Origin of the sequence: Novosphingobium sp. Fuku2-ISO-50 (assembly GCF_001519055.1) — a bacterium.
Taxonomy (GTDB): domain Bacteria; phylum Pseudomonadota; class Alphaproteobacteria; order Sphingomonadales; family Sphingomonadaceae; genus Novosphingobium.
In genome coordinates, this window is sequence record NZ_KQ954286.1 from 24,199 (window position 1) to 38,861 (window position 14,663).

Annotated in this window: 11 protein-coding genes; 4 read left to right on the plus strand and 7 right to left on the minus strand. The window is 64.2% G+C overall.

All coding sequences use genetic code 11. From position 1 onward, the window contains the following. Positions 1–35: 35 nt before the first annotated feature. The 6 genes from AQZ50_RS03120 to ahpC form a co-directional block, all read right to left on the minus strand. Positions 36–488: an RrF2 family transcriptional regulator gene (locus AQZ50_RS03120; protein WP_067742554.1), complete on the minus strand. Its 453-nt coding sequence runs from the start codon at positions 486–488 to the stop codon at positions 36–38. Between the two features lie 49 nt (positions 489–537). After that, positions 538–1,854 carry a sugar MFS transporter gene (locus AQZ50_RS03125; RefSeq protein ID WP_067742557.1) on the minus strand — a complete coding sequence of 439 codons (1,317 nt, stop codon included), beginning with the start codon at positions 1,852–1,854 and terminating at the stop codon, positions 538–540. Positions 1,855–2,046: 192 nt separating this feature from the next. After that, entirely contained in the window at positions 2,047–2,433 is a 387-nt protein-coding gene (locus AQZ50_RS03130) for a c-type cytochrome (protein ID WP_067742558.1), read from the minus strand. Between the two features lie 102 nt (positions 2,434–2,535). Beyond that, a complete protein-coding gene (locus AQZ50_RS03135) occupies positions 2,536–3,993 on the minus strand; it encodes a helicase HerA domain-containing protein (protein ID WP_067742559.1) in 1,458 nt (485 codons plus the stop codon). 99 nt (positions 3,994–4,092) lie between these two features. Beyond that, positions 4,093–5,658: an alkyl hydroperoxide reductase subunit F gene (ahpF, locus tag AQZ50_RS03140; RefSeq protein WP_369801385.1), complete on the minus strand. Its 1,566-nt coding sequence runs from the start codon at positions 5,656–5,658 to the stop codon at positions 4,093–4,095. A 240-nt stretch (positions 5,659–5,898) separates the two neighbouring features. Further along, positions 5,899–6,462, minus strand: coding sequence for an alkyl hydroperoxide reductase subunit C (gene ahpC / locus AQZ50_RS03145; protein WP_067742563.1), 564 nt, complete (start codon positions 6,460–6,462; stop codon positions 5,899–5,901). A 341-nt stretch (positions 6,463–6,803) separates the two neighbouring features. Here ahpC and AQZ50_RS03150 point away from each other — a divergent pair, with 341 nt between their 5' ends. The 4 genes from AQZ50_RS03150 (at position 6,804) to AQZ50_RS03170 (ending at position 12,016) form a co-directional block, all read left to right on the plus strand. Beyond that, positions 6,804–7,943, plus strand: a complete 1,140-nt coding sequence (locus AQZ50_RS03150) for an HlyD family secretion protein (protein ID WP_067742566.1) — start codon at positions 6,804–6,806, stop codon at positions 7,941–7,943. Next, entirely contained in the window at positions 7,940–9,502 is a 1,563-nt protein-coding gene (locus tag AQZ50_RS03155) for an MDR family MFS transporter (protein ID WP_067742569.1), read from the plus strand. The genes AQZ50_RS03150 and AQZ50_RS03155 overlap by 4 nt, the downstream gene beginning before the upstream one ends. Further along, positions 9,502–10,944 (plus strand): efflux transporter outer membrane subunit, encoded by a 1,443-nt coding sequence (locus AQZ50_RS03160; RefSeq protein WP_082703380.1) that lies wholly within the window; start codon positions 9,502–9,504, stop codon positions 10,942–10,944. Before AQZ50_RS03155 ends, AQZ50_RS03160 begins: the two co-directional genes overlap by 1 nt. A gap of 424 nt (positions 10,945–11,368) precedes the next feature. Continuing rightward, complete coding sequence (locus tag AQZ50_RS03170; RefSeq protein ID WP_231730084.1) at positions 11,369–12,016, plus strand: TetR/AcrR family transcriptional regulator; 648 nt, start codon at positions 11,369–11,371, stop codon at positions 12,014–12,016. A 42-nt stretch (positions 12,017–12,058) separates the two neighbouring features. Here the strand turns inward: AQZ50_RS03170 and AQZ50_RS03175 are convergent, their stop codons facing one another. Next, positions 12,059–14,491 carry a TonB-dependent receptor gene (locus AQZ50_RS03175; RefSeq protein WP_067742575.1) on the minus strand — a complete coding sequence of 811 codons (2,433 nt, stop codon included), beginning with the start codon at positions 14,489–14,491 and terminating at the stop codon, positions 12,059–12,061. Between the last annotated feature and the right edge of the window lie 172 nt (positions 14,492–14,663).

The following is a 14,663-nucleotide window of genomic DNA, read 5'->3' on the forward strand; positions in this document are numbered from 1 at the left end:
CGGACATAGCCGGGCGGACCGGCCCCGCCGGTCGCTCAGGCGTGGGCGTGTTCGTCAAGCTGATCGAAAGGAGGCTCGACCGAAATGGCGTCGGCCAGCGTGATCCGGTCGAGAATCGCGGCGGTTTCGTCGCGCAATTGGAGCATGAGCCCGCGCAGCCGGCATTCCGCTTCTGGCAGGCAATTGGCGCAGGTTTCATGGGCATTGCGGCTGGCGCAAGGCACCAGCGCAAGGCTGCCGCGCGACAGGCGGATGATATCGCCATAGCGGATGTCGACCGGCGGCAGCGCCAGTTCATAGCCGCCATCGCGGCCCCGCTGCGAAACGACCACGCCTTCACGCGCCATTTCCGACAGAATAACGGTCAGGAACTTGCGGGGGATGTTCTGCGCCTCGGCAATGGCATCAAGCCGCACCGGACCCTGTCCGAAATGGTCGGCAAGATGTTGCAGGGCGCGGATGGTGTAGCGCGTTTTCTGCGAAAGCATGCCCTACTGTGGCCGGTTGCGCGCGGTTGTCAACGCGCGCACGCCCCTATTATGCGACAATCGCGCGCCGTTGCGTGTAAAATCCGAAAGCCGCGATGATCGCATAGCATAGCGCCGGCAGGACCAGCGCGCATTCGAGGCTGCCCGACACATCCGCCAGCCTGCCGGTCAAGGGCGGAATCACCGCCCCGCCGACGATTGCCGCGCAGATCACGCCCGACCCGTCGGCGGCACGCGCGCCAAGACCTTCGCTGGCAAGAGCAAAGATCGTCGGGAACATGATCGAATTCATCAACCCGATCGCCAGCAGGCTCCCGGTGGCGAGATACCCGCCGGTCTGCGTCGTCAAAAGGATCAGGATCAACGCCCCGGCGGCATTGCACGCCAGCACTTTGGCAGGATCGATCAGCCGCAGGACATAAGACCCGATCAGCCGCCCGACCAGCGCCCCGCCCCAGTAGAGCGCGATCAGCAGCCCGGTGTTGCGCACCTCGGGCCCGAGGACATGCGTCTGGCGCACATAGTTGACGATCATCGAGCCGATCGCGACTTCGGCGCCGACGTAGAGAAAGATGCACAAGGCGCCAAACCCGAAGCGCGGGCGGGCCAAAAGGTCAAAGCTCTTGAGCACCGAGCCCTGCTCGTGATGTTCGCCCTGCAACCGGTTGCGATTGGCAAAGACCACCCCCGCCACCAGCGCCAGCGCCAGCGCAAGGCCAAGGTAGGAATGGACCACCGCTTGCGTTGCCGCGACGCGATAGGCATCGAGCGCCGCACCCGACAGCCCGCTTGCCGTCTTGCCCGCCAGCGAGCCCAGCATGACGATCGACCCGACAATCGGAAAGACCGTCGTTCCCACCGAATTGAACGCCTGCGCAAACGTCAGCCGACTATGCGCGGTGCGCGCCGGGCCAAGCAGCGCAATCAGCGGATTGGTCACCACCTGGACAATCGTCACCCCGCCGGCCAGCACGAACAGCGCCATGAGAAACAGGCCGAATGTCGCGCTGTTTGATGCCGGGACAAACAGGATGCATCCGACCATCATCATCGCCAGCCCGATCGTCGCGCCGCGCATATAGCCGACTCGCTTGACGAGCGCCGCGCCGGGAATGCCGACGATCGCATAAGCCGCAAAGAACGCCGTCTGGACCAGCATCGCCTGCATGTAGTCGAGCGTGAACAAGTCCTTGAGTTTCGGAATGATCACGTCGTTGAGCGACGTGATACCGCCAAAGATGAAGAACAGCGCCATGACGAACCAGCGCAGCCCCGGCGCATCGATGTGCGTGCCGTCGGCGGTGACAGGATCGGGGGCGACAGGAGTGGGTGCGGTGCTGCTCGCAGCAGAGGGAGCCAGGGCCATCGGAATCCTCAGGGCGTCGGTCGGAATTCGTTTCCGTCCGGCTTGTTATGACGACCGAGGGAATCGCCCTCGACCGACGCCATCGATGGCAATCTATGACATCGATGTCAATCGGCGGTAGGCGAGAGGGTCGCGGCGTGCCCGTTCCTCATCCGGTGGCGCGGGCCCGGCCCGTGCCACCGGCATGATCGATCAGTGCGCCGCCTGTTGCAGATAGGCGACGAGATCGGCGCGATCCTTGGCATCGGGCAGACCGGCAAACGGCATGCGTGTGCCCGGAATATACTTGGTCGGCGAGGCAATGAACTGGTCGAGATTGGCGGGCGTCCAGGCAATCCCCTTGGCCTTCATGGCCGGCGAATAGGAAAACCCGGCAACCGAACCGGATTGCCGACCGACAATGCCCTTGAGCGTCGGCCCCAGCACGGTCCTGCCGGAATTGAGATCATGGCACGCAGCGCAACGCGCAAACACGGTCTTGCCGTGTGCGGTATCGCCCCCGGCAGCATTGGCTGTGGTCGCAACAGCAGCAAGCGCGACAAGCGCGCAGGCACCGGAAACAGCGGCAAAAATCTTCATGGTCAGCACTCCCCTTGGATGAAACCGGGATAGCTCCCCCCGGCTTTCGCAGCCCTGAATGGCGGGTTTCTGCCCAGTTCAGACAGGCGTTCAGGCAGGCGTTCAGACAGGCTGGGTTAGCAAGCCGAGCGCGGGTATGCCGACCGAGCGCCGCCCGCCGTAATCGGTGCGCACCACGATCAGCCCCTGGCGTTCGAGATGATCGAGCAAGCGCCGGATACGCCCCGAAGAGCGCGTGCCATAGACCGTGGCGAGCCGGTCGTCGTCGGGGCACGGCGCGCCTTCGCTCGCGGCCACGGCCAGCACCATGAACGGGGCCAGCAGATCGTCGGGCACATCGCGGCCCAGCGCCACGACCTGCCGCCATTGCGGCGCGGCATCGTCGGGAATGCCCGCAATCGCCATGGCAAAGCGGCGGCGGAATGCGGGCAAGTCGATCGAACCCGGAGCAATCCGCGCCATCCGGCACCGCACGGTGAAATCCTGATAGAGCTGCGCCGCAGCTTGAAACGTGCAATCGGGCTCCTCGGCCATCTCGGCGAGAATTGCGGCGATCGTGGCCGCGTCTTCCTCGGCGGCAAACAGGCTGGGTTCGACCGGCGGTTCGTGCGTTTCGGCCAGAGGCTGGCTTTCGGCGATCTGTTCGATCAGATCCCCGGCGTCGGGCGCTGCGGGTTCTTCGATTACCGCGCGCAAGGCCGGTTCGGCGGCTTCGTCGTGCAGGAGGTTGTCCATCGCCCCGCCCGCCATGTCGGGCAAAGGCATCAATCCCTGAATGACATTGCGCGCGCGCGTTTCGACATCGGCGATGCGTACCGAGATCGGGCGGCGCGCGATGGCCGGGCCCAGCCCGAGGAAATGGCCGCGTTCGAGATCGCGGATCGTTTCCGCCTGCCGCCGCTCCATGCCGAGCAAATCGGCAGCGCGCGCCATGTCGATGTCGAGAAAGGTGCGCCCCATCAAAAAGTTCGAGGCTTCGGCAGCGACGTTCTTGGCCAGCTTGGCAAGCCGCTGCGTCGCGATCACCCCGGCCAGCCCGCGCTTGCGCCCCCGGCACATCAGATTGGTCATCGCGCCCAGTGACAGGCGGCGCACTTCGTCCGAGACGTCACCGGCGGCGGCGGGGGCAAACATCTGCGCTTCGTCGACCACGACCAGCGCGGGATACCATTCGTCGCGCGGGGCATCGAACAAGGTATTGAGAAACACCGCCGCGCAGCGCATCTGCGCTTCGAGATCGAGCCCGTCGAGCGCGAGCACGACCGAGGCGCGATGCGTGCGGATCCGCGCGGCGAGCCGGACGATCTCCGCCTGATCATAAGCCGCGCCATCGACCACGACATGGCCAAAGCGATCGGACAGGGTGACGAAATCGCCTTCGGGATCGATCACCACTTGCTGGACGAGTTGCGCGCTTTGTTCGAGCAGGCGGCGCAGCAGATGCGATTTGCCGGACCCGGAATTGCCCTGCACCAGCAGGCGGGTCGCCAAAAGCTCCTCGATGTCGATCCGTATCGGGGCGCCGGCCCGGTCGGCCCCGATGACTATGGCTGCGCTCACGGATCAGCGCTTTAATGCCCCGGGACAGGGCGGCAACCCCCCTGCCCCGGGCTATCCACGACTAAAGCAGAGCGCGCCGGTGCCGCGCCTCTCATCCCATCAATGCCGGATAAGGTAATCAAAGGCGGAGAGCGCGGCTTTGCTGCCTTCGCCCATGGCGATGATGATCTGCTTGTAGGGCACGGTGGTCGCATCGCCTGCGGCAAAGACGCCGGGGACATTGGTTGCACAGCGCGCGTCGATCTCGATTTCGCCCCGATTGCTCAGGCCGACCGAGCCTTTGAGCCATTCCGTGTTGGGCACGAGACCGATCTGCACGAAAATGCCTTCAAGCGTGACGGTATGATCCTCGTCCGTCGTCCGGTCGCGATAGACGAGGCCGGTCACTTTGCCGCCATCGCCGAGCACTTCGCGAGTCAGGGCCGAAACGATGATGGTGACATTGGGCAGGCTGCGCAATTTGTCCTGCAACACCGCATCGGCGCGCAACTGGCTGTCGAATTCGATCAGCGTGACATGCGCGACGACTCCGGCGAGATCGATGGCCGCCTCGACGCCGGAATTGCCGCCGCCGATCACGGCAACGCGCTTGCCTTTGAAAAGAGGCCCGTCGCAGTGGGGGCAATAGGCCACGCCCTTGTTGCGATATTCGTCTTCGCCGGGGACGCCCATCTGCCGCCAGCGCGCACCGGTCGACACGATCACCGTCCGCGCGCGCAGGCTGGCGCCGCTTTCCAGTTCGATCGTGGTGAGACCGTCGCTGTCGCCGGATGTGAGCGCAACCGCCTTTTGCAGGTTCATCACGTCGACGTCATAGCTTTTGACGTGCTCTTCGAGATGCGCGGCGAGCGCCGGGCCCTCGGTGTGCGGCACCGAAATGAAATTCTCGATCCCCATGGTGTCGAGCACTTGCCCGCCAAAGCGTTCGGCAACGACGCCGGTGCGAATGCCCTTGCGCGCGGCATAGATTGCCGCCGCCGCGCCCGCCGGGCCCCCGCCGACAACCAGCACGTCGAAGGGTTCCTTGGCGGCGATCTTTTCCGCCGCGCGGGCAACCGCCCCGGTGTCGAGCTTTGCGACGATCTCGGCCAGATCCATGCGGCCCTGGCCAAACGGTTCGCCATTGAGGAACACCGTCGGCACGGCCATGATCTTGCGCCGTTCGACTTCGTCCTGGTACAGCCCGCCGTCGATCGCGACATGGCTCGCCTCCGGATTGAGCGCGGCAATGATGTTGAGCGCCTGTACCACGTCAGGGCAGTTGAGGCACGACAGCGAGAAAAACGTCTCGAAATGCAGCGGGCCGCGAAGCGCGCGGACCTGATCGAGCAATTCGGCGTCTTCCTTGGGCGGATGCCCCCCGACATGGAGCAGCGCGAGAATCAGCGACGTGAATTCATGACCCAGCGGCAGACCGGCGAACACGACTTCGGCCCGTGGCTTTCCGCTATCGTCGGCATCGGCGCAGATGGCAAAGCTCGGGCGGCGTGCGTCGCTGCCGTCGTAACGCGCGCTGATCTTGTCCGACAGCACGGCGATTTCTTCGACCAGCGCGCGCAAGTCGGCGGACTTGGCGTCATCACCCAGGCTCGCGACCAGCTCGATCGGCCGACGCAAGTTCGCGAGATAAGCCTTGAGCTGGGCGGTGGTGGCGGCATCGAGAATGGGCATGACTGGTCACTCGTGGGTGGCCGATACGCATCTGGCACCGGCATGCGGAGGGGGTTGGGATCGCGAGCGGCGGACGCGGCAAGTCGGGCGTCGGGCGCAAAGTCCCGCGCGAATCATCGCCGACATGTGCGTAAAAAAAGGGGGGCGGGCGGCGGCCTGGTAAAAATGGCAAGCCACCCGACCGGGTCCGGAGCGTTCGAACAAGAGGGATCGAACGCTCCGGCGGTATTGCAATCAGATCTTGCCGACCAGATCGATCGACGGTGCCAGCGTTGCGGAACCTTCTTCCCACTTCGCCGGGCAGACCTGACCGGGGTGTTCGCGCCAGAACTTTGCCGCCTTGATCTTGCGCAGCAGTTCGGCGGCATTGCGGCCCACGCCTTCGGGGGTGATTTCGACCAGCTGGATCGTGCCGTCGGGATCGACCACGAACGTACCGCGGTCAGCCAGGCCGACGCCTTCGCGCAGGATGTTGAAATTGTTCGACAGCGTGTGATTCTGGTCGCCGACCATGAAATAGTTGATCTTGCCGATCGCCGGCGAGCTGTCGTGCCATGCCTTGTGGCTGAAATGGGTGTCGGTCGACACGCTGAACACTTCGACACCGAGCGACTGCAGCTCGGCATAGTTGTCGGCAAGGTCTTCCAGCTCGGTCGGGCACACGAACGTGAAGTCTGCCGGGTAGAAGAAGAACACTGCCCACTTGCCGGCAATGTCGGCTTCGGTCAGGTCGACGAACTTGCCCTGGTGAAAAGCGGTGTTCGCGAAGGGTTTGATGTGGCTGCCAACGATCGACATGGTTGCTGAACTTCCCTGCATTTTGGCCCTGACGGGCCGTGGTTGGAAACTGTCGAGAGCAGAAGTAGGCGCACCGCGCGCGCTTTTCCAATGATCAATTCCGCCCATATTGATTTACATTTTCGATCAATAAATTTGCGATAGACGCTTGACGGAGAGTTGACGGAAAAACCGTCACCGCAGCGGCACTTGCGAAATATGCAATCATGGCGCAGGAATTTGCACTTGAAAGGCCGGGCCGTCTCCCCCAGTTGACGACAAACAGAACGAAGGCGTTCCATTAAATTCCCGCCTCCAAGCCCCATACCCAGCGAATGCCCCCAATCGCACCAGGATCTCCGATGAGCGCCCAGACCGACCATTCTCCGATTTCGACACCCACGCGCGAAAACCCCGGCAGGCGACGCCTGCTCGGCCGCGCGGGGATCATCGCGCTGGTCGCGGCGGGCGCCTACGGGATCTATGCCTATATCGGCTATCTCGACCACGGCCAGTTTGTGCAGTCCACCGATGACGCGTATGTCAAAGCCGACGGCATCACGGTCAGTTCAAAGCTGTCGGGCTATGTGCGCACGGTCAAGGTCGCCGACAATCAGCCGGTCAAGCCCGGCGATCTGCTCGTCGAAGTCGATCCGACCGACTATCGCATCCGCCTTGCCCAGGCGAGCGCGCAGGAAGATGTCGCCCGCGCGGGCCAGGCAACCACCCGCGCCAGCATTACCGAGGCCGAAGCCGGCGTGGCGCAGGCGCAAGCCGCGCTGACCACGGCGCAGCGCGATCTGACCTTTTATACCGGCGAAGTCGCGCGCTACCGCCCGCTCGTCGCGGCAGGCTCCGAGCCAAGGCAGACGCTCGACCAGCTGTCCTCCAATCGCGACAAGGCTGCCGCCACCGTCGCCGCGCAAGAGGCTGCGCTTGCCGCTGCCAAGGGCAAGCTCGAAGCCGCCCGCGCGCAGCTTGGCCAGTCCGGCGCACAGATCGAGGCCGCCGCCGCGCAAGCCGATGCCGCGCGCACCGATCTTGCCACCACCCGCCTGACCGCGCCGGTCACGGGCAAAGTCGCCTCGACGTCGGTGCGCGTCGGCCAATTCGTCCAGCCCGGGCAGCGGCTGATGACGATCGTCCCGGTCCAGGCGATCTATATCGAGGCCAATTTCAAGGAAACGCAGATCGGCCTCATGCGCCCGGGCCAGCCTGTCACGATCGAAGTCGATGCGCTGCCCGGTGTGGAATTCCACGGCAGCGTCGACAGCATCACGCCGGGCACCGGGGCAACGTTCTCGCTGATCCCGCCGCAGAACGCGACCGGCAACTTCACCAAGATCGTGCAGCGTGTGCCCGTGCGCATCCGCATCGACGCCGGGCCTGAAGCACGACGCGTGCTGGTGCCCGGCCTGTCGCTGCGTGTCGATGTCGATACCAGCGGGGCACGCGGCGCGATTCACCAGATCAGCGCCGAGGAAAAGCGGTCGCACTCATGAGCGCGCCCGCACCTGGAACGGTGGACCAGACGAAGAACGCCGACCTGACCGCCTGGCTGGCGGTGATCGCCGGCGCGATCGGCGCGTTGATGGCCACGCTCGACATTTCGATCGTGAATTCCGCGCTGCCGACGATTCAGGGCGAAATCGGCGCCTCGGCGACCGAAGGCACCTGGATTGCGACATCGTATCTCGTCGCCGAAATCGTCATCATCCCGTTGACCGCCTGGCTTGAACGGGTGTTCGGGCTGCGGCGCTTCCTGCTGTTCATGGCCGGGCTGTTCACGCTGTTTTCGGTGGCCTGCGGGCTTGCCAGCACATTGCCCGAAATGATCATGGGGCGCGTCGGCCAGGGCTTTACCGGGGGGGCGATGATCCCGACCGGGATGACCATCATCGCCACGCGCCTGCCGCGCCATCAGCAACCGATGGGCACCGCGCTGTTCGGATCTACGTTGATCCTCGGGCCGGTGCTGGGGCCGCTCGTCGGCGGCTGGCTGACCGAACACTACAGCTGGCACTATGCCTTTTTCGTGAACATCCCGATCTGCGTCATGCTGATCACGTTTCTGATCGTCGGGCTGAAGCATCAGCCGATGAAGCTCGACGAATTGAAGCAGGCCGACTGGCTGGGCATTTTCGGGATGGCCGCCGGGCTTGGCGGGTTGACCGTCGTGCTGGAAGAAGGCAATCGCGAACAATGGTTCGATTCGACGCTGATCTGGCGGCTGACAGCGGTCACCGTGGTCGGCTTCGTGATGATCGGACTGGGGCAGATCTTTGCCAGGCGCCCGGTGGTGAAGCTGGCCCTGTTGCGAAACCGGGCGTTTGCCTCGGTCTTCGTGCTCGGCCTGCTGGTCGGCGCGGTGCTCTATGGCACGTCTTATGTCATTCCGCAGTTCCTCTCGGCGATCGCCGGATATAACGCGCAGCAGTCGGGCGAGATCGTGTTTCTGTCGGGGATTCCGGCGGCGATGATGATGCCGCTGTTCCCGATCCTTGTCGCGCGGCTCGATTTGCGGCTGGCGGTGGCGTCCGGGCTCATGCTGATGGCGGGGTCGTGCTGGATCGATTCGGCGCTGAGCGCGCAATCGGACGGATCGGAATTCGTGGTGTCGCAATTGATGCGCGGGCTGGGTCAGGCGCTGTCGATGCTGTTCCTCAATCAGGCAGCGATCGCCAGTGTCAAACCCAGCGAGGCGGGCGATGCCTCCGGGCTGTTCAATGCCGCGCGAAACCTCGGCGGGTCGATCGCGCTCGCGCTGTTGGCAACGCTGCAGGACCGGCGGCTCGAATTTCATCACTGGACGCTGTTCGAATCCGTGCCGGCCAACGACACCGGCGTTCAGGCCTGGGTGCAAAGCCAGACCAACGGACTTGGCTATGACGCCACGCTCGGCGCGATCCAGTCTGTCAACCAGGCGGTGATGCGCGAAGCGCTGGTGATGAGTTTCACCGACGAATTCGTCGCGCTGGCCATTGCCATCGCCATCGTCGTTCCGCTCGTCCTGCTCCTGCGCCCGCTTCCCAAGGGCCACCACAAGATGGCAATGCACTGATGTCAGCCTATTCCCCCCCTCTCCGCCCCATCATCGGCCTGTGCCTTGCGGGTCTCCTGGCGGGATGCGCCAGTGTCGGGCCGAACTGGCACGGCGCGCCGGTCGCCGCGCCCGATGCGGCGGCACGCCCTGCATTCCTGCGCGCACCGGCCAATACCGATGCGACCGCACCTTCGGCGCGCTGGTGGGAAGCGCTGGGCGATCCGGTGCTCGATGACCTGATCACGCGGGCTTTGACAGGCTCGCCCGATCTGGCCGCCGCACGCGCGCGCATAGCGCAATCGCGCGCCACGTTGTCGGCGGCGAAAGGCGCGCTGCTGCCCGCTGTCAACGTCGGGGGTGTCGCCGGCGAAGCCTCGTTGCCCGGTGCACTGCTCAGCCGCAACGGACGCCTGTCGGAACAGATCTACGGCGACGATTTCGACGCTTCGTGGGAAGTCGACCTGTTCGGCGCCAATCGTCGCCGGGTCGAAGCCGCGCGCGATCGCGCCGATGCGTCGCTCGCTTCGGCCGCCGATGTCGCGGTTGCCTTGTCCGCCGAAGTCGCGCGCGCCTATGTCGCGCTGCGTGCCGAACAGGCGAGTGCCGCGCTGCTCGAACGGCAAGTGGATTGCGATCGCCGCCTGGTCGGCCACGCGCAGGACCGCTTTGCCCACGGCACCACGCCCGAACAAAGTGTCGACAGCGCCCGTTCGACCCTCGCGCAAAGCGAAAGCGATCTGGCCGCATCGCGCGCGCAGATCACGGTTCTGGCCGATCAGCTTGCCGTGCTGATCGGGCGCGAGCCCGGCGCGCTCGATGCCCTGGCGGCAAAGCCTGCGCCCGTGCCGCTGGTTCCCGCGCATGTCGCGGTGGGCGATCCGGCCCGCCTGTTGCGTCACCGCCCCGATATTCGCCTCGCCGAGCGCCAGCTTGCGGCGGCCAATGCCGATCTTGGCGCGCGGATTGCCGATCGCTTTCCGACGATCAGCTTTACCGGTGTGCTGGGCCTGGGCGGGACGCGCGTCGGCGAGGCCTTTGCGCCGAGCACGCTGATCGGGCTGATCCTGCCGCAGATCAAATGGAACCTGTTCGACGGTGGCCGTGCCGCCGCACAGGTCCGCGCCGCCCATGGCGCGCGCGACGAAGCCGAGGCCCAATATCGTTCGCGCGTGCTCGCAGCGCTCGAAGATGCCGAAGCTTCGCTGACCCGGTTTGGCAACCGGCGGATCACGCTCGCCAAAGCGGTCGAACAGCGCGATGCCGCAGCCCATCTCGCCGCCTTGCAGGAAACCCGCGCACAAGGCGGCACGCTGTCGCGCGCCGACGCGCTCTCGTCCGAGCGCCAGACCCTGCGCGCAGAGCTCGGCACCGTGTCCGCAAAGGCGCAACTGACCACCGATTTCATCGCGGTGGAAAAGGCGTTGGGGCTGGGTTGGGAAAGCGAGGCGCCGCAGGAATGAGCCGTCTGCGTTCCGTTTATAGTGGCTTGACCATGCCAAAATTTCAGGCAGACTTTCGACCTATAAAGCCAACAAGGCAGATAGGTGGGAAGGATGAGCTGGGTATCGACAATGGGTCGGCGCTTTTTGCTGGCCTATTCAGAAGGGTTGGTCATGACCTGCCCGATGCATCGCGCGGACGATGGTGCCGAAACGGGCGCCATGACACCCGCCGCGATCGATCAGTTGCAGGATAATCTCCATGCAGCGCGCAGACGCGACGTCGCCGGTTCATTCCAGGCGCAAGCGTTCAACTCAGTCAGGCATTGAGACGTCAGGTCCGTCAGGCTGTGAATGCGCTGCGCCCATGATGTCGAACGACGTTTTGGACGGCCCAACAGATGAAATCGCGACAAACAACCGGGATTTTCCGGGCAGTTGTGCCGTGCCGCCCGTGCGGCGCGGTCGGCCGTCGATCGCCGAAGCCGAAGCGCTTTCGGGGCGCATTCTCGATGCGAGTTGGGACGTGCTGCTGGCGGGGGGGCTGGAAAGCTTTACCTTTGATCGCGTGGCTCGCCATGCCCATATCGGCAAAGCGACAATCTATTCCCGCTTTCCGGGGAAAGTCGAATTGCTGCGCGCCTTGTTGGCAAGGCGCATCGCCTTGCGCAGTGATCACCTGAAGCAGCGCGGCTCTGATCTGCCACTCGAACAGGCATTCTGCCTGCGTGCCGCAGACACGATCAAAATGCTGTTTTCTCCCGATCACGTGTTGCTCGAGCGTCTGATCGATTGGCTCGAACAGGAAACCGGCGAAGGGCACCGGATGCGCGTCGCAGCCTTCCGCGACGCCATTGAATCCGTCGGGCAGTCCCTGGCCGAGGGTGGAGTGCTCGGCGAAAGCACAGATCAGGGGCACCTGCCTGTTGTCGATCCTGATCGTGCCGGACGCCTGTGGATCGAAGCGCTGATGGGGCACGCCAAACTCGCCTATACCGAAGGCGCCTCGTCACCTGCCGAAATCGAACGCTGGGCATCCGATTATACCCGGTTCTTCTTTGCCGGGCTGCGTGCGATGGTAGGGAACGACTGAAATCAGGTGGGGCGGCACGCAATGCCCGCCGCCCCGATCGGCTCAGAACACGACGCGCGCAGTCACCCCATACGTGCGCGGATCACCCAACTGACCGACGATCAGCCCGGTATTGCCGGGCGCCACGGCGAGCTGCTGATAATAGCCAACATCGAATGCGTTGCGGACCCAGCCATAGATGTCAAAGCCGCTGTCCGCGCGAAAACCCGCGCGCAGATTGGTCAGCGCATAGCCATTGACCCAGGTATAGGCGGACGGCGACGGGTTTGACGAAAAGGCCGTGCGATAGCTGCCGTCGACCCCGGCATAGAGCTCTCCGCCATGACCCCACAAAGTGACCGGCACATTGCCTTCGGCGCCATAAGAGAGAGTCAGCTTTGATACGCCGGGCAGGCGCTGGCCCGATACGTCGCACGACGCCGGGCTCAGTCCGCCGGGCGTGCCGGCAGGCGAAGGCGTCTGCGAGCCGGTAACGGTGGTCCCGCCCGCCAGTTCCGGCGGGCACGGGGCATTGGCAAAGCGGACGTATTTCGCATCGTTATAGGCGCCGTTGAAATAGGCGTTGACGCGCTGGTTCGGGCGCAGCGCCAGATCCCATTCGACCCCTTGCACCCGGACCAGCGGCGCGCTGTCGACATAGCCGCGCAGCGCACTTTGCTGCCCGTTGTTCACGATCGCCTGATAATTGTGAATTTCGGTGCGGAAGGCATCGAGATTGAACGTGACGCGACGCCCCAACCACTGCGTCTTCAGCCCCGCCTCGAAATGATCGACACTCTCGGGCTTGACCGTGGCATATTGCAGCAAGGGCGCCCCGGTCGAATCCGCGGGCAAGCCGTTGAGATTGATCCCGCCCGATTTGAACGTGTGGGCATAAGAGGCATAAGTGTGGATATCGCGCGCCAGCGCATAGCTTGCGGTCACATCATACGACACGTTCCAGGCGCTGTATGTCGCGGCAAAGCTTTCCGGCGCCAACTGCGACAGTTGCGACAACTGCGCCGCCGTGTTGTTTGTCGCAAACTGAACGAGGTTGCCCGAGGCATCGGTGACGATGCCGTTATACGTGCCGCTCTTCCAGTCGTAGTTCAACCGCACGCCCGGCTGGATCGACAGCGCATCGGTCGCTTTCCAGGTCAGCTGGCCATAGAGCGCGGCGCTGGCGTTCTTGAGCCCGATGGTATTGGTCGAAGTCAGCCCGTTGAGGCAATTGGTATTATAGCAGTCGCTTGCGCTGGTGGTCGGCTTCAATAGCCACTTGCTCGCCGCGGCGCCCTGCACTTGCAGCCCTTGCGTATGCACGGTCTGGTCAAAACCGAACAGGCCGACCGTGTAATCGATCTTGTGCCCTTCGTGGCTCAGGCGGATTTCCTGCGTGATCTGATGCTGTTGCGAGGGATTTTGCGAAACGCTGGTGACCGGCAGACCGGTGTAGTCGCGATCGTTCGACGGATCCCAGTGCCAGAACCGCCACGCGGTGATCGAGGTCAGCTTGCCGATGCCGGTGTCCAGCTCCGCCTTGAGCGAGGCGCCGCCAACTTCGTTGAGCGCGCGCAGCGGCGTATCAAGGTCGGCCACGCGCGCAAACGGATTGGTGCTCGGCGGGGTATAGCCAGCCGTCGCGGCCAGCGCGGCGAATTGCCGGTTCAGTGCGCGCTGGGTCGTGCCTGTGCGGGCATAGACAAAGCCGCAGCATTCGGGATTCTGCCGGTTCCAATCCCCCGTCAGCGTGATCCGCAACGTGTCGGTCGCTTTCCACAGCACTTGCGCGCGGCCCCCGACATTGTTCTGGCCGTTGATCCCGTCGCCGTTATGCGCATTGTAGACATTGCCGTCGCGGTTGGTCGACGACACGGCAAGGCGCACCGCGACACGATCGCTCAGCGGGCCGGAAACCGCGCCCTTGAACTGGTGAAAACCTTCATTGCCGACCGAAACCTCGGCGCGCACGGTGAAGTCAAAGCTGGGCTGGCGCGTGGTGATGTTGATGGCACCCGCCGTCGTATTCTTGCCGTAGAGCGTACCCTGCGGCCCGCGCAGCACTTCGACCCGATCGACATCGAGGAAATCGAATGTCGCCGCTGCCGGGCGCGCATAATAGACATCGTCGACATAGACGCCGACGCCCTGTTCGATGCCGTCGTTGGTAAGACCCAGAGTCGCCCCGAGCCCGCGGATGTTGAGCGAGGTGTTGCGCGGATTTTGCGAATAGAACTGTAACGTCGGAGTCAACTGCTGCACGCGGTCGATATTGAACGCGCCGGTCCGGTCGATATGTTCACCACCCAGCACCGACAGGGAGATCGGCACGGCTTGCGACGTTTCCGCCCGGTGCCGCGCGGTGACGACGATAATGTCGCCCTCATCTGCCGCCGATTGCGCGGCGGGCGCATCGCTGGCGGGCGCGGCCAGCGCGGGAGTCGCGGCAATCAGCGCCAAGGGGGCAGCGGCAGTCAGCAAGGGGCGCAAAGACATCTGTAAATTTCCCTGAATACATCATTGTGCCGTGAACGGGCGGTCATTGATCGTCCGGACGGTGACCATGAACCGGCCTCCCTCATGGTTGCCGGACAGCCTTGTCACCCTCGAACACTCGGCTGAGCCTCTATACTCTACATTTTAAGTAGACATGCAAGGAGTTCTTTTG

Coding starts and splice junctions, on each gene's coding strand:
- AQZ50_RS03125 (WP_067742557.1), bottom strand. CDS start 1,854: ATGGCCCTGGCTCCCTCTGCTGCGAGCAGCACCGCACCCACTCCTGTC.
- AQZ50_RS03130 (WP_067742558.1), bottom strand. CDS start 2,433: ATGAAGATTTTTGCCGCTGTTTCCGGTGCCTGCGCGCTTGTCGCGCTT.
- ahpC (WP_067742563.1), bottom strand. CDS start 6,462: ATGTCGATCGTTGGCAGCCACATCAAACCCTTCGCGAACACCGCTTTT.
- AQZ50_RS03120 (WP_067742554.1), bottom strand. CDS start 488: ATGCTTTCGCAGAAAACGCGCTACACCATCCGCGCCCTGCAACATCTT.
- AQZ50_RS03150 (WP_067742566.1), top strand. CDS start 6,804: ATGAGCGCCCAGACCGACCATTCTCCGATTTCGACACCCACGCGCGAA.
- AQZ50_RS03160 (WP_082703380.1), top strand. CDS start 9,502: ATGTCAGCCTATTCCCCCCCTCTCCGCCCCATCATCGGCCTGTGCCTT.
- AQZ50_RS03175 (WP_067742575.1), bottom strand. CDS start 14,491: ATGTCTTTGCGCCCCTTGCTGACTGCCGCTGCCCCCTTGGCGCTGATT.
- AQZ50_RS03155 (WP_067742569.1), top strand. CDS start 7,940: ATGAGCGCGCCCGCACCTGGAACGGTGGACCAGACGAAGAACGCCGAC.